The sequence below is a fragment of the Streptomyces sp. NPDC058650 genome (assembly GCF_042717315.1).
Taxonomy (GTDB): Bacteria; Actinomycetota; Actinomycetes; order Streptomycetales; family Streptomycetaceae; genus Streptomyces.
The window spans coordinates 172,590-186,603 of the sequence record NZ_JBHXRL010000017.1 but is presented as its reverse complement, the minus strand read 5'-3'; the positions used below and the strand labels follow the sequence as shown (position 1 = coordinate 186,603).

General features: G+C 71.3%; 14 protein-coding genes and 1 pseudogene. 10 read left to right on the top strand and 5 right to left on the bottom strand.

Annotation, left to right across the window (positions count from 1 at the left end; genetic code table 11):
* Positions 1-143 precede the first annotated feature (143 nt).
* On the bottom strand, positions 144-992 hold the full coding sequence (locus ACFWWU_RS27090; RefSeq protein ID WP_384148658.1) for an RNA polymerase sigma factor SigF: 849 nt from the start codon (positions 990-992) through the stop codon (positions 144-146).
* A 205-nt stretch (positions 993-1,197) separates the two neighbouring features.
* Here ACFWWU_RS27090 and ACFWWU_RS27085 point away from each other — a divergent pair, with 205 nt between their 5' ends.
* Positions 1,198-1,623, top strand: coding sequence for an ATP-binding protein (locus ACFWWU_RS27085; RefSeq protein WP_384148652.1), 426 nt, complete (start codon positions 1,198-1,200; stop codon positions 1,621-1,623).
* 67 nt (positions 1,624-1,690) lie between these two features.
* Here the strand turns inward: ACFWWU_RS27085 and ACFWWU_RS27080 are convergent, their stop codons facing one another.
* Positions 1,691-1,816, bottom strand: coding sequence for a hypothetical protein (locus tag ACFWWU_RS27080; protein ID WP_384148650.1), 126 nt, complete (start codon positions 1,814-1,816; stop codon positions 1,691-1,693).
* Positions 1,817-2,386: 570 nt separating this feature from the next.
* On the opposite strand from ACFWWU_RS27080, the gene ACFWWU_RS27075 reads away from it, so the two are divergent.
* The 3 genes from ACFWWU_RS27075 to ACFWWU_RS27065 all read left to right on the top strand — a co-directional run bounded on the left by ACFWWU_RS27075 (position 2,387) and on the right by ACFWWU_RS27065 (position 5,609).
* Entirely contained in the window at positions 2,387-3,301 is a 915-nt protein-coding gene (locus ACFWWU_RS27075) for an SDR family NAD(P)-dependent oxidoreductase (protein ID WP_384148648.1), read from the top strand.
* A gap of 226 nt (positions 3,302-3,527) precedes the next feature.
* The gene (locus ACFWWU_RS27070) at positions 3,528-4,535 is read left to right on the top strand and encodes an alpha/beta fold hydrolase (RefSeq protein WP_384148646.1); all 1,008 of its coding nucleotides are present in this window, start codon (positions 3,528-3,530) and stop codon (positions 4,533-4,535) included.
* A gap of 90 nt (positions 4,536-4,625) precedes the next feature.
* On the top strand, positions 4,626-5,609 hold the full coding sequence (locus ACFWWU_RS27065; RefSeq protein WP_384148644.1) for an SDR family oxidoreductase: 984 nt from the start codon (positions 4,626-4,628) through the stop codon (positions 5,607-5,609).
* 606 nt (positions 5,610-6,215) lie between these two features.
* Here the strand turns inward: ACFWWU_RS27065 and ACFWWU_RS27060 are convergent.
* Positions 6,216-6,344: a hypothetical protein gene (locus ACFWWU_RS27060; protein WP_384148642.1), complete on the bottom strand. Its 129-nt coding sequence runs from the start codon at positions 6,342-6,344 to the stop codon at positions 6,216-6,218.
* A 94-nt stretch (positions 6,345-6,438) separates the two neighbouring features.
* On the opposite strand from ACFWWU_RS27060, the gene ACFWWU_RS27055 reads away from it, so the two are divergent.
* The 5 genes and pseudogenes from ACFWWU_RS27055 to ACFWWU_RS27035 all read left to right on the top strand — a co-directional run bounded on the left by ACFWWU_RS27055 (position 6,439) and on the right by ACFWWU_RS27035 (position 11,657).
* A complete protein-coding gene (locus ACFWWU_RS27055; RefSeq protein ID WP_384148640.1) occupies positions 6,439-6,675 on the top strand; it encodes a hypothetical protein in 237 nt (78 codons plus the stop codon).
* Positions 6,676-6,979: 304 nt separating this feature from the next.
* Positions 6,980-9,214 carry an arylsulfatase gene (locus ACFWWU_RS27050; protein WP_384148638.1) on the top strand — a complete coding sequence of 745 codons (2,235 nt, stop codon included), beginning with the start codon at positions 6,980-6,982 and terminating at the stop codon, positions 9,212-9,214.
* 47 nt (positions 9,215-9,261) lie between these two features.
* Positions 9,262-9,477, top strand: a pseudogene (locus ACFWWU_RS27045) (flavodoxin family protein); the annotation flags it as partial.
* Between the two features lie 78 nt (positions 9,478-9,555).
* Positions 9,556-10,830: a VWA domain-containing protein gene (locus tag ACFWWU_RS27040; RefSeq protein ID WP_384148636.1), complete on the top strand. Its 1,275-nt coding sequence runs from the start codon at positions 9,556-9,558 to the stop codon at positions 10,828-10,830.
* Positions 10,830-11,657 (top strand): hypothetical protein, encoded by an 828-nt coding sequence (locus ACFWWU_RS27035; RefSeq protein ID WP_384148634.1) that lies wholly within the window; start codon positions 10,830-10,832, stop codon positions 11,655-11,657. Before ACFWWU_RS27040 ends, ACFWWU_RS27035 begins: the two co-directional genes overlap by 1 nt.
* Positions 11,658-11,728: 71 nt before the next feature.
* On the opposite strand, the gene ACFWWU_RS27030 is transcribed toward ACFWWU_RS27035, so the two are convergent.
* Positions 11,729-12,961, bottom strand: a complete 1,233-nt coding sequence (locus ACFWWU_RS27030) for an MFS transporter (protein ID WP_384148632.1) — start codon at positions 12,959-12,961, stop codon at positions 11,729-11,731.
* A gap of 63 nt (positions 12,962-13,024) precedes the next feature.
* Here ACFWWU_RS27030 and ACFWWU_RS27025 point away from each other — a divergent pair, with 63 nt between their 5' ends.
* A complete protein-coding gene (locus ACFWWU_RS27025) occupies positions 13,025-13,402 on the top strand; it encodes a MerR family transcriptional regulator (protein ID WP_384148630.1) in 378 nt (125 codons plus the stop codon).
* Between the two features lie 132 nt (positions 13,403-13,534).
* On the opposite strand, the gene ACFWWU_RS27020 is transcribed toward ACFWWU_RS27025, so the two are convergent.
* Positions 13,535-14,014, bottom strand: a complete 480-nt coding sequence (locus ACFWWU_RS27020) for a (2Fe-2S)-binding protein (RefSeq protein ID WP_384148628.1) — start codon at positions 14,012-14,014, stop codon at positions 13,535-13,537.

Genomic DNA, 14,014 nt, shown 5'->3' with positions numbered 1-14,014 from the left:
CCCTCCCTCTTTTCCCCTACTTCGTGTTGGGTTTGTTTTTGCTTTTGATCCCCCGCCGGGGCGGCGGCCCGGCCGCCGCCGCCCCCGCCCCCCCCCCGCACTCCCTCAGCGGCCGACTCCCCGCCCGGCTCCCGGCTCCCGGCTCAGCCGTCGGTTCCCGGCTCCACCATGCCTTCCCGCAGCCGGTTCAGGCTCCGGGCCAGGAGTCGGGAGACGTGCATCTGGGAGACACCGAGCTGCTCACCGATCTGCGTCTGGGTCAGCTCCTCGACGAAACGCAGGTGCAGCAGCAGCCGGTCGCGCTCGTCGAGGGCCTCCACGAGCGGGGCAAGGGTGTGAAACTCCTCGAACAGTTCGAGCGCCGGGTCCTCCTGACCCATGATGTCGGCCAGGGCGGCGTCGTCGTCCTCGCTGTCGCCGCCGGCGATCGTGGCGTCCAGGGACGTCGAGGTGTAGCCGTTCGCGGCCACCTGGGCCTCCACGACCTCGTCCTCGGACAGGTCCATGACCGGCGCGAGTTCGGCGGTCCGAGGGGCCCGGCCCAGCCGCGCGCTCAGTTCGTCGGTCGCCTTCGCCAGCTCTATCCGCGCCTCCTGGAGCCGGCGCGGAACGTGCACCGCCCAGGTGGTGTCACGGAAGAACCGCTTGATCTCGCCCACGATGTACGGCACGGCGAAGGTGGCGAACTCCACCTCGCGCGACAGGTCGAAACGGTCGATCGCCTTGATCAGACCGACCATGCCGACCTGGAGGATGTCCTCCCTCTCGTCGCCCCGCGCGCGGAACCGGCCCGCCGCGTACACCACCAGCGACATGTTCATCTCGATCAGGGTGTTCCGGATGTACTGGTGCCCCTCCGTCCCCTCCTCCCGCGCCGCCAGTTCGCGGAAGAACACCTTCGACAGCGCACGCGCGTCCCGGGGTGGGAGCTCGTGCGGCGCGTCGAGCACGGGCAGGTCCTCACACGTGCCGCTCGTCACGCACGTCGTCATCGCCTCGGCCGTATCGGTCCGCACCGGGACAACCTCCTCCTGCTCGCGGTCCGTTCAGCGGTCCCGGTTCTCGTACCCCGGCTTCCCGGAGGCACTCCTCCTCCGTGGACGGCGGCTCCGGACGCCTCCGGCACGCATCTCCCCGGTACGGGCGGGCAGGCGAAACCCATCGACTGTCGACCGACCAGGAAGAGAGGGACCCGTCATGAACACCCGGAACGGCACCCGGTGCCGGGCACCCGATGCGGACGGGCACGCCACCGGGCATCGCGGACCGTCCCCGGTCCGTACCCCGGCCGAGGCGCGGCAGATCGTCCGCCACACGCTCGCCGCCCTCGGCCCCCTGCGGCCCGCCCAGGTCGACGACCTGCTCCTCATCACCTCGGAACTGGTCACGAACGCGCACCGCCACGGCGGCGGCATCACCGGTTTCGGCCTGAAGGTCGGGCGTGACCGTGTGACCGTGTCCGTGTCCGACGCCAGCGGGGACTCCCCGCTCTACGAGCTCCACAAGGAGCTGCGTCCCGGCGGCTTCGGCTGGCCGATCGTGCTGCGGCTCTGCCGTGAGGTGACCGTGGACACCCACCCCCACGGCAAGACCATCCACGCGGCTGTGACGTTCGACCGCTGAGCGACACCGGAGCGCCCGCGCGAACGGGACGGGGCCCGGGACACCGCCTCCTCGACCTCAGCGCGTTCTACAACTGCACGCTCAAGCGCTCCCCCGAGGTGAGCAACACCGAGGGCCTGATCGAGCGCAGCCGGTCGGTGATGGAGGGCCAGGGAATGACGACCTCCCTGGTGCGGGCCGTCGACCTGGACATCGCGGGGAGGGCAGCGCCCCCGCGGCGGCAAGCTCCGGCGCGGGGTCCACGGGGAGGCCCAGACGCCGGCGGGCGGTAGAGGTCGCCGCCGTCAGCGCGGCGAGGACCTCCACGAGCTCCGGGTCGATCCCGCCGAGCGCCTCGGCCAGGGTCTCGATCGCGGTCAGGGCGTCGTCGGCGGCCACCGTGCTCCAGCCGCCGGCGCTCGCCACGTATGCGAGCAGACAAGCGCTCTCGGCCGTCTGGTCGGCGTGCTCCTCGACTCCGGGCAGCGCCCGCTCCACCAGCTCCACGGAGCTCAGTGAGCGTGTGGACGGCGGAGTGGATGCGGAGCGCCGTTCGGGCAGAGCATGCGGACCTGAGGAGCTGGCCGCTCCGCACAGCGAGGTGAACGCACGGCCGGACGGCTGGTGGCCGCGGCGGGTCCGGTGAGGGCGGGGCGTGACCGGGAGGGCGCAAGGGCGTTGTCACCGACGGCGCGTCCCGCCACCGACCCGGCCGGGTCCGGGGACTTTCAGAAGCTGGTTCACGGTGGGACGGCTACCGGCAAACCTCTGGAGTGAAACAGCTGTGTTGGAGCAGACGAACGGCAATGCTCGGCCGGTCAGCGTGCTGGTGACGGGTGCGACCAGCGGGATCGGGCTGGCGACTGCGTTGCGGCTGGCCCGCGAGGGCCGACAGGTGATCGGGACGGCCCGCTCCAAGGAGAAGGCTGACGCGCTGGTCCGCAACGCCCACGCTCAGGGCCTGGCGCTGGACGCGGTGGTTATGGATCTCACCGACCCGGCGTCGTGTCAGGAGGCTGTCGCGAGAGCGGCTGACCTCACCAATGGTGGCCCTCACGCGTTGGTGGCCAACGCCGGCATGACGCTGACGGGTGGGATTGCCGACCTGCCGGAGGACCGGATCCGCGAGGTGTTGGAGGTCAACGTCGTAGGAACGCTGCGGATGTGCACGCTGGTGCTGCCCGCGATGCGAAGGCGGGGCCAGGGGCGGATCGTGATCGTTTCTTCCGCCGGCGCGCGGATCCCGTCGCCGATGAGCGGTTGGTACACGGCCAGCAAGCACGCGCTCAGCGCGGCAACGCACAGCCTGCGCATGGAGACCCGCCGCCACGGTGTACGGGTGGTCCTCGTCGAACCCGGCACCGTCGCGACCCCGTTCTGGGACCGGGCCCAGGAGGACCTGTCCTCCCTCAGCGCGGCCCTCGCCGACGTCGACGTCCACAACCGGGCCGCGAACCTCTTCTCCCGTATCCATCAGTCGGCAGGCGGCCCTCAGCCGGTGGCCCGCACCATCGCCAAGGCTCTCGTCGTCCCGCGCCCGCGTCGCAGATACACCGTCGGCGTCGACGCCCACCTGGGTGCCGCCCTGCAGTGTGCGGCGCCTCTATGGCTCAGCGACCACATCAAGACCCGCCTGTTTGCCCTCCACACCCCCGCTGCCGCTGCTCCCACCCGGGTCGGGCAGGCAAGCGGGAGCTGACGGATATACAGAAGAATCCAGAGCCCGGCGAGCACCGCTGCGGCCCGTTCACGCGATGCAGTTCGCACCGACGAGCCCGCCCGGCCCGATCTCTCGTTGCGGGAGAGGTGTTTGGCCACGCCAGCCGCGTGACGGCACTCCGCCGTGATCGTTGCACTGATGGCTTGGAGGCCACGGTCAGCGCCACACGGGCCGTCAAGGGTTCGCACGACCAGGGGAGCGTTTCTTGTCCTTCGAAGAGTTCGTGGTGTCCGCCTACGGCGGATACAAGTCCGAGGGGCGCACGCTATGGCACCGCGACCCCGCGGCAGAGACGGTCGTGCTGATCGGCGGGGCCCTCCAGCGCAAGACGGCATGGGGCCGCTTCGAAGCGGTGCTGGCCCAAAGGTTCCACGTGTTCACCGTAGACCTGCCCGGGTGGGGTGATGCGGACACGCTGCCCGCCTCCTACGGCGTGGGCTTCCTCGCGGCCGCCCTGCATGACCTGCTGGGGGTGGCCGGGCACCGGCGGGTGCACGTGCTCGGCGCTTCGTACGGTTCGGGCATCGCCTACCGCTATGCCCAGGCCTATCCCGAGGCGGTACGCAGCATCGCCCTGGCGGGACCGCTCCTGCGGGTCCCCGACGAGGTCCGGGAGGATCTGCGGCGCAGCGTCCATCTGCTGGAGGGCGAGCGGATGGAGGAGTTCGCGGAATTGAGCACTGGCACCATCCTTCGGTCCAGGCCGGGCGCGAAAGTCACCCGCCAGTCGGCGGTGCGCCGCATCCTGCATTCCATGTTTCGCGGCATCGACGACGCGGACGGGCAGAAGTATCGCAACAACACCCTGCGGGTGCTGCAACAAGCGCCGTCGCCGCAGCCGCCGATCTCCGCGCCCGTCCTGGTGGTCACAGGCGAGCACGACCTCTTCACTCCGCCGTACCTGTGCCGCGAGGTCGCTTCGACCTGTCCCGATGCCCGCTTCATGCTGGTGTACGACGCCGACCACGCGATGCATCTGGAGCTTCCGGACCAGGCCGGCGACCTGCTGACCCGCTTCGCGTCCGGGGAGTCCCTCGACGGCCTCGCCTACTGCCATCCGGTTTCGACCGCGCTACGGCCCAGCGCGGGAGGTGTGCAGCAGACGTACGGCGATGACCGGATGCCCTGCGGTCCGCAGGATGCGCCACCGTCCCTCCCCTTGCCCAGAGCCGGGATCAGCCCGCAAGGAGCTCCGCCCCTCCGGCGCACGTGACCTGACCGTTCTTGCCCACCCGCCGGCATCCCAGCTGCGGGCACCCCCTCCAGGACTGCCCCGCCCCCACCCACCAGCCCCGAGGCCACCATGACCGCAGCCCGCCCCACCGTTCTCCTCACCGGCTCGACCGGCGTGATCGGAGCGAACCTCCTCCCGGCACTGGCAGCGCGCCACGACGTCACGGCGCTCGTCTACCGCCGCCGACCCGAGGGCGCCACCAACTGCGTACAAGCTGACCTGACCGTCGACGGCCTGGGCTTGAGCGTCCGTCGGCGCACAGAACTGGCAGCCGGTATCGACGTCATCGTGCACTGCGGAGGGCTGACCGACTTCGCCCCCCGCGACCACACCGCCTTCGACAACGTCAACGCCGACGGCACCCGCAGGATCCTCGAGCTCGCCGAGGAAGCCCGCGTGCCCGTGGTCCTGCTCTCCTCCGCCGCGGCCGCCTTCGAGGTTCCCGGAGACGACCTCGCCGCCCGCTCCATGCGCGCGTACGGCCAGTCCAAGCGCCGAGCCGAGGAACTGGCCACCCACTGCAGCCAGCCCGTCGCCATCGTGCGCACCGCCCTGCTCTTCGCCGCCCGCAGCGCCCCCACCGCACCTCGACACCAGTTCCCGCACGCCCTGTTCACCGCTCTGCTTCAGGCACGACCTGGTGGACTTCCCCTCCAGCGCGACCACTGGGCCGACATCCTCCCGATGGAGACCCTCGTCGACTACGTCACCGCACTGACCGAAGCCCAGATCCGCGGCGATGCCACGGCCCCCGGCCTCCACTGGGTCACCGCCGGCCCCGCCCGGCTGACCGCAGCCGACCTGGAGCGAGCCTGCATCGACTTCCTCAAGGATGCAGGCCGCCCGGTCAGCGGACCGCTGCTGGCCGAACCCGCCACGCCGCAGCCTCGCGCGCGCGGCATGGCCCGAGTAGCCCAGATCGGCTTCCTGCCACCCGACCAGCCGGACATGCCCTCGCACCTCAACCGTCTACTTCCCACCCAGGTGACCCGCACCGATGTACTCCAAGCCCTCGCGCACAACGTCCGACGCTGCGCGCCGTGGGGGTCATGACCCTGTGCAGGCGAACCCACCTGCCTCGGACCCAGCTGGGTCCGAGGCAGCTGCAGAGTGTCGCAGCCCCCGCCTGGCTTTCTCGGCCACGTAGGTGCCAAGGCCGGCCGAGGTGATGGCACTCTTTGAATCTGGCTACGGCCCACATTTCGTGACGGTCACGTAGGAGTCTCGGCGTTTGAGTCAGGGGCGGCAGATCTTGTGGGCGAGACCGCCTGCAGCTGTGTGGGGGACCCATGGATGATGGGGGATGCTGGTCCGCACAGAGGAGATGCCGCAGATCCTGCGAACGCCGATGACCGTGCGGGTGACGCGGACCCCGAACGGATAGTCCACGGGCTCGGTGCCGCGCGTTCCTCAGGCGTGATGTGGGTTGCCGCGCGCATCACCGTGGTCGCGTTCTGGGGCATCGAAGGCCCTCTGTCTGCCCCTGCCTGACTTGCTGACGCCACCGGCGACAACGACGCGGTGCGAACGTCCAGGAGCTGGGTCCGACGATGACTTGACGTCGATGGCGCGCACGCAAACCAAGTGGGGATCTGTTCGGGATCCGGCACCCTTAATCCACTGGCATTTGGCCGCTCAGGGATGTCATGGGGATCAGAGTCAGCAACCTCGGGAGCGGCAGGCAACGGTGATGATCTCCCGGCTGTTGGCGTCGATGGCCCCTCGGTGCCAGTCCCCGTACTGCGCCTCGATCTCGAAGCCCACGTCGGCGAGGAGCGCATTGAGCACTGCAACGTCAAGGAAGCGTAAGCTCGTGTGATCCACGCGGAGCACCGCGCCGTCACGCACGGCCGTCGTCCCGTGAAAGGTGACGACGTCGCCGATGACGAAGTCGACCGGACTCGTCAACCTGCTCACCGGCAAGAGGCAGGCCCTCGACTCCGCGATGGTCCTCGCCGGACGGATCCGCTCCCACTCCCCGCAGGCCGTCCGCATCACCCGGCGCGTCATCCAGGCCACCCCAGGCCTTGACGACCGCGCGGCCTTCACCGTCCGAGACCCACTGACCGTTCCCGTCTCCGCGGGCAGGACCAGACAGCGCCCCCGGTCGCCGTGGTGATAGTGGCGCCCTAGCGTGGGAAGTAGACCTGGCCCGGTCCCGGCCGACACGTGGGGTCCTGCCCGGCGTCCGATACGGATCCCGCCTCGGCAGGAGGGTCTGTGGCCGTAAGCAGGCCGCGGCCGCAGACGCCGCACACACATCACCGGTGTTCGCGCTGGTGGGACGGGAGACCGAGATGGCTCAGTCGTCCTGGAGTGAGTACCGGCCGGGGCAGCGGTTCCCGGGGGTGATCGGTCGGACAACGGATGAGTCGAGTCCTGCGTGGCCGCAGCCGGTGCGGGCGGTGGCGGGTGTGCCGAACGTGCTGTTCATCGTGTTCGACGACACGGGGTTCGGGCAGTTCGGCTGTTACGGGAGTCCGATCGAGACACCGAATCTGGACGCGCTGGCCGGGGGCGGGCTGCTGTACAGCAACATGCACACCACGTCACTGTGCTCGCCGTCGCGCTCCTGCATCATCACGGGTCGCAACCACCACGCCAACGGCATGGCGGCGATCACGGAGCTGGCAACCGGCTACCCGGGCTACGACGGGCAGATCCCGTTCGAGAACGGGTTCCTGTCGGAGATTCTCCTGCAGCACGGCTACAACACGTACATGGTCGGCAAGTGGCACCTGACGCAATCGGAGCAGGAGTCGGCCGCGGGCCCCTACGACCGGTGGCCGCTGGGGCGGGGCTTCGAACGGTTCTACGGGTTCCTGGGCGGGGACACGAGCCAGTGGTATCCGGACCTGGTGTACGACAACCACCAGGTCGAGCCGCCCGCTACGCCGGAGGAGGGCTACCACCTGACGGAGGACCTGGTCGAGCGGGCGATGTCGTTCATCGCCGACGCCAAGCAGGTCGCCCCGGACAAGCCGTTCTTCCTGAACCTGTGTACCGGCGCGGCGCACGCCCCGCACCATGTGCCGAAGGAGTGGGCGGACCGCTACCGGGGCCGGTTCGACGACGGATGGGACGCCTACCGCGAGCGCACCTTCGCCCGGCAGAAGGAGCTCGGTGTGGTGCCGGCGGACGCGCAGCTGTCCCCGCACGATCCGGACGTCCCCGCCTGGGAGTCGCTCACGCCCGACGCGCGGCGCCTGGCCGCGCGGATGATGGAGGTCTACGCCGGGTTCCTCTCCCACACCGACCACCACCTCGGACGGCTGCTGGGCTTCCTCAAGGAGACCGGCGAGTTCGACAACACACTGATCATGGTGGTCTCCGACAACGGTGCGAGCCCCGAGGGTGGCGTCACCGGTACCACCAACGAGCTGCAGGCCTTCAACAACGCGCCCGAGACGCTGGAGGAGAGCCTGGCGCGGATCGACGAGATCGGCGGCCCGGCCACGTTCAACCACTACCCGTGGGGGTGGACGTGGGCAGGGAACACCCCGTTCAGGCGGTGGAAGCGGGAGACCTACCGAGGTGGCGTCAGCGACCCCTTCCTCGTCCACTGGCCGGAAGGCATCCGGGCCCGCGGTGAGGTCCGCGACCAGTTCGCGCACATCATCGACATGGTGCCCACCGTCCTGGACGTGCTTGGCGTCGAGGCGCCCGCGACCATCCAGGGTGTCACCCAGTCGCCCCTGCACGGGGTCAGCTTCGCGCACACCTTCGACAACGCCACCGCGCCGACCCGACACCGCACCCAGTACTACGAGATGTTCGGGCACCGGGCGATCGACCACGACGGATGGCGAGCGGTCTGCCCCTGGCCCGGCCCCAACTTCGCCGAGGCCGGGCGACCGTTCGGCGCCCCGATCACCATGGCGGACCTCGACGACCTCGACGCCCATCACTGGGAGTTGTACCGCGTCGACGGAGACATCGCCGAAACTCGGAACCTCGCCCAGGAGCACCGCAGCAAACTCATCGAGATGGTCGCCCTGTGGTACATGGAGGCCGGCAAGTACAACGTGATGCCGATCGACGGCAGTGCCTTTGACCGTCTGATGACCGAACGCCCGCAGATCACCGAGAACCGGACCAGCTACACCCTCCGCCCCGGCACCCAGGTCCTCCCCGCCGCGGTCGCCCCCCGGGTCCTCAACCGCCCGCACAGCGTCACCGCGGACGTCGAGATCCCGCCCGGCGGCGCGGAGGGCGTCCTGATCAGCCAGGGCACCAACGCCGGCGGCTGGTCCCTCTACGTCAAGGACGGCCACCTCCACTACGCCCACAACTACGTCCAACGAACCCTGCACCACGTCTCCTCCAGCGAAACCGTGCCCGAGGGGCGGCACGCGCTGCGCTTCGAATTCGAGCCCACAGGCGTCCCCGACATCGCCCACGGCAAGGGAGCGCCCGGCCGCGCCCAGCTCTACATCGACGGCCGCCTGGTCGGCGAGATCGACATGCCGGTCACCACCCCGGTCACGTTCAATCCGGGCGGCATGGCCTGCGGCGTCAACCCCGGTTCTGCCGTCACCCCCGAATACCGGGCGCCGTTCCGCTTCACCGGCACCCTCCACAGCGTCACCGTCGACCTGTCCGGCGACCTCATCGTCGACGCCGAGAGCGAGATGCGCATGCACATGGCCCGTCAGTAGGCAGGCCGCCCCGCAGGCTTGCTGATCACCACCCGGGGATCTATCCAATCGGCGAGGCCGGGCCAGGGCCCTCGTACCTCGATCCGGGTTCGAGCGGGCCGGACAACGACTTCACCAACCGCAACAGCACCTTCATGGCGTGGAACCTGATGCATGTCGCCGGGCTCCTCAAGCGGTCGGGCGGGATCCCCGCGCACGGCAACCAGCGCTCGGCGTGGGACGCCGGCTGCAAGCCGGACTTCCCGAACCCCGAGCACCGCTGACCGGACGGCCGGGGCCCTGGAGGGCGAACCGGCCACCTCCGTTTTGGATTGTCGGAGGATCATCAATACGATCCGGCGATGATCACGAGAAAACGGCTGGCGACCGGGGCCTTCGCGCTGCTCGCCGCCCTGACCGCCGCGCTCCTGCCGACGGGCGCGGCCGCCGACGAGCCGGTGGCGAAGGAATCCCCCAAGGTCGAGCTGGTCCTCGACGTCAGCGGCTCCATGCGCGCCAAGGACATCGACGGCAAGTCCCGTATGAGCGCCGCCAAGCAGGCCTTCAACGAGGTCCTGGACGCGGTACCGGAGGAGGTCCGGCTCGGCATCCGCACGCTCGGCGCCGACTACCCCGGGCCCGACCGCAAGCGGGGCTGCAAGGACACCCGGCAGCTCTACCCGGTCGGCCCGCTCGACCGGACCGAGGCCAAGACCGCCGTCGCCACCCTCGCCCCGACCGGCTGGACGCCGATCGGCCCGGCGCTGCTCGGCGCGGCCGACGACCTCGGCAAGGACGGGGCGACCAAGCGGATCGTCCTCATCACCGACGGCGAGGACACCTGCGCCCCGCTCGACCCCTGCCAGGTCGCGCGGGAGATCGCGGCGAAGGGCATCCACCTCGTCATCGACACCCTGGGCCTGGTACCGGACGCCAAGACGCGGCAGCAGCTCACCTGCATCGCGGAGGCGACCGGAGGCACGTACACCTCGGTCCACCGCACCGAGGAACTCTCACGCCGCGTGAAGCAGTTGGTCGACCGCGCCGCCGACCCGGTCGTCACCCCCGTGGGGACGAAGGGCACGGCGCGGTGCATAGACGCTCCGCGGCTCAAGGCCGGTCTGTACACCGACCGCGAGTCCTTCGGCGAGCACCGCTGGTACCGGGTGGACCTGCTGCCCGGCCAGGAACTGCGCGCCTCCGTCAGCGTGTCGGCCGACCGTGCCGTCAACGACGACTACGGCGTTCTGCTGCGCGCGGTGACCCTCCACGGCCGGGAGATCGTCCGCGGTTCCGAGGCGGGCGACGGGCGTACGGACGTGATCTCGACCGGCCTCCGCTACCCGAAGCCGGACCTCGACGACGAGCCGGGGGACGCCAAGCCGGCCGCCGAGACCGTCTGTCTCCAGGTCAGCAACTCCTTCTCCGCTCCCCCGTCGGTCAAGACGACGCCGGGCATGCCGATCGAGCTGACGGTGGACGTCGTCGACGGGCCGTCGGCCGCCTCGGACGTGGCCGCCTTCGGTCTCGGCCGCGGCTGGTGGCTGCTCGGCGTGCTCGTGCTCGCCGGTTTCCTGGCCGGTCTGCTCTGGGGCTGGGTGTCCCGCTGGCGCGTCGCTGTCTGGAGGACCAACTGATGCGTACCGTACGCATGCTCGCCACGGCCGCCCTCGCGGGCGCCGCGCTCCTGGGTCTCGCGGCGCCGGGCGCGTCGGCCGACTCCCCCACTCCCACCGCGGACCCAGGCGCGAGTGCCGGTCCGACGGAGGCCGGGACCACGTTCCGTACGGCCGCGAGGTTCCTCCCGGGGCAGCAGGCCACCGCGCAGGCCGCCACGGGTGACTACCTGTACTGGGTGTTCCCGGCGGACGCCGGGCAGCGGCCGACGGTGAACGCCACGGTCACGCTCCCCGACGCGGCGCTGCGGCACGGGCCCACCACCTGGCGGGTCGACGTGTACGACGGGCTGCGGCGGCGTCAGCCGTGCATGTACGGGACGCAGTCCCGTACGGCGGCCAAGGAGACCGCGTCGGTGGAGCTCGCCTGTGTGCTGCGGCCGGTCCGCGCCTCGGCGGACGCCTGGGCGAACGACCCGCTGCCCGGCAGCTACTACGTCCGGCTGACCGTCACCGGGCTGCCGGACGAGGACCTCGGCCAGCCGTTCACGGCCCGGATCGGGGTCACCACCCTCGACAAGGGCGGCGCCTACGCCACGGACGGCTCGCTCGCCGCGCCGCTCGTGCCGGGGGCGACGACCGCCGACCAGGCGGAGGCGGACGCCGACGCGGGCCGGCCCTCCGCCGTGGAGGCGGCGGCCCCGGAGGACGGCTGGTCTTCGGGCTGGTGGTCCGACCGCTGGATCTGGACCGTGGCGGGCGGCGTCCTCGCGGCGCTCGCGGGCATCGGCGGTCACGCGCTGACGCGTGGCGCGGGCCGCCCGTCCCGGATCCCGCCGGCCGTCTGAGCCGGCCCGCCCGTACGGCCGAAGGCCCCCACCGCCCTGGCGCGGTGGGGGCCTTCGTGCGCTCCGGCACGTCAGAGGCGCCGGTGTACGGGGAAGCCGTGGGCGCGGGCTCCCGTGACGACGGCGACGACGGGGACCAGCAGGAGCAGGACGCTCCAGGGGAGGGCCCCCGCGCCGAGGCCGCCGAGGAGGAGGCCGCCCGCGAGACCGCCGGCCGCCATGGCCGCGTTCCAGAGGCTGACCAGCATCGTCTGGGCGGTGTCGGCGGCGTCCCCGCCCGCGTCGGCGACGGCGGTCTGGAGCAGCGTCGGCGCACCGCCCCAGCCCAGGCCCCACAGTCCGGCGGCGACCAGGACGAGCGCGGTGCTTCCGGCCGGGACGGCGAGGGCGGCGACGCCGACGGCGACGAGGACCGTCCCGGCGAGGGTCAGGGTCCTGAGCCGGCGGTCGATGTACCGCCCGGTGATCCAGATCCCGGCCAGCGAGGCCACGCCGAACACGAGCAGGACGAGCCCGGTGGACCCGGCCAGGCCGAGGTGACCGAGGTAGGCGGCGACGTAGGTGTAGAGGACGGTGTGGGCGAGGACGAGGGCGAAGGTGACGGCGAGGACCGGCAGGACCCCGGGGACCTTCAGCGTCCGGGCGGCCGGGGCCCGCGCGCCGCGCTGTTCGCCCGGCAGGTCGGGGACGGCGAGGGCGATCCAGCCGAGGAGCCCGACGGCGATGACGGTCATGGCGGTGAAGGCGGTCCGCCAGCCGGCGGCGGCCCCGAGGAAGGTGCCCGCAGGGACGCCGAGCGAGAGCGCGAGCGGAATGCCGGTCATGGCGACGGCGACGGCCCGGCCCTGGAGGTGCGGCGGGGCGAGGCGGCGCGCGTAGCCGGCGAGCAGGGCCCAGGCCACCCCCGCGGCGACGCCGGCGAGGAAGCGGGCGCCCATGGTGAGGACGTACGAGGAGGAGACGGCGGTGACCGTGTTGGCCGCGGCGAATCCCGCGACCGAGGTGAGCAGCAGGCGCTTGCGGCGCCAGTCGGCGGTGCGGGCGGCGAGGGGGACGGCGGTGAGGGCGGTGCCGAGCGCGTAGACGGTGACCGACTGGCCCGCGGCGGCCTCGCCGACGCCCAGGTCGGCGCTCATGCCGGGCAGGACGCCGGCGGGGAGGGTCTCGGTGAGGCTGGTGACGAAGACGGCGGTGGCGAGGGCGAGCAGGGCGGGGAGGGGCAGTCGGCCGGCGGGCTTCGCGGGCGTGGGCGCGGCGGGGGTGGTCGTGGCGGAACCGGCCGCCACTGTCGTGTGGTTGCTCATGGACCTATGCTCGAACCCTCACATTGATGTGAGGGTCAAGCGAGTCCCGGGAGGGGGCGTCCCATGCGGATCGGGGAGCTGTCGGAGCGCACCGGCACACCGCGCAGGCTGCTGCGCTACTACGAGGAGCAGGGCCTGATCGTCGCGGACCGGCTGCCGAACGGCTACCGCGTCTACGACGAGTCGAACCTGGACCGGGTCGCGCAGATCCGGGGGCTCCTCGACGCCGGGCTGCCGACCCGGCTCATCAAGCAGATCCTGCCGTGCCTGAACAAGCCGAGGATCATCCACTTCCCGGACGCCACGCCGGAGATGCTGGCGACCCTTGAGGAGGAGCGGGACCGGATGAGCGAGCGCATCCGGTGCCTCACCCGGAACCGGGACGCGGTGGCGGAGTATCTGGACGCCGTCAGAGAGAAGCTGGCGGCCGGGTCGGCGTAGGGCTCTCCGGCGGGCGAGGCCGAGGCGGGAAGCCCGGTCCACGGGACGGGCTGGACTTCGCCAGGCCCGGCTTGGTGCCGGGCTCGCCCGTCCCGGACGGTTCCGGACGGTCCCGGCATCGGGTCGCACGGGTCACTCCATGCTGCGGGACCCTTCCAGGACCGCCTGCCGGATGCGGTGGTAGGTGCCGCACCGGCAGATGTTGCGGATCGTGTCGAGGTCGGCCTCGGTGATCTCCCGCCCGGCCTCCCGCGCGCGGCGGACCGTCGCCACCGCCGCCATGATCTGGCCCGGCTGGCAGAAGCCGCACTGGGCGACGTCGAGGTCGAGCCAGGCCTCCTGCATGGGATGGAGGTCGGCGCCCACGGTGTCCGGGAGCCCCTCGATCGTGGTGATCTCGTCGGTCGGGGCGAGGTCGTCGACGGGCACGGCGCAGGGCGTGAACGCCTTGCCGTTGAGGTGGCTCGTACAGGCCCGGCAGACGCCGACCCCGCAGCCGTACTTGGGTCCGGTGACGCCGAGGACGTCCCTGAGGACCCAGAGGAGCCGGACGTCGCCCTCGACGTCGGCGGTGACGGCCTTGCCGTTCAGGATGAAGGTGTGCTGCGGCAC

Coding starts and splice junctions, on each gene's coding strand:
- ACFWWU_RS27090 (WP_384148658.1), bottom strand. CDS start 992: ATGACGACGTGCGTGACGAGCGGCACGTGTGAGGACCTGCCCGTGCTC.
- ACFWWU_RS27085 (WP_384148652.1), top strand. CDS start 1,198: ATGAACACCCGGAACGGCACCCGGTGCCGGGCACCCGATGCGGACGGG.
- ACFWWU_RS27080 (WP_384148650.1), bottom strand. CDS start 1,816: ATGTCCAGGTCGACGGCCCGCACCAGGGAGGTCGTCATTCCCTGGCCC.
- ACFWWU_RS27065 (WP_384148644.1), top strand. CDS start 4,626: ATGACCGCAGCCCGCCCCACCGTTCTCCTCACCGGCTCGACCGGCGTG.
- ACFWWU_RS27055 (WP_384148640.1), top strand. CDS start 6,439: ATGACGAAGTCGACCGGACTCGTCAACCTGCTCACCGGCAAGAGGCAG.
- ACFWWU_RS27040 (WP_384148636.1), top strand. CDS start 9,556: ATGATCACGAGAAAACGGCTGGCGACCGGGGCCTTCGCGCTGCTCGCC.
- ACFWWU_RS27035 (WP_384148634.1), top strand. CDS start 10,830: ATGCGTACCGTACGCATGCTCGCCACGGCCGCCCTCGCGGGCGCCGCG.
- ACFWWU_RS27030 (WP_384148632.1), bottom strand. CDS start 12,961: ATGAGCAACCACACGACAGTGGCGGCCGGTTCCGCCACGACCACCCCC.
- ACFWWU_RS27025 (WP_384148630.1), top strand. CDS start 13,025: ATGCGGATCGGGGAGCTGTCGGAGCGCACCGGCACACCGCGCAGGCTG.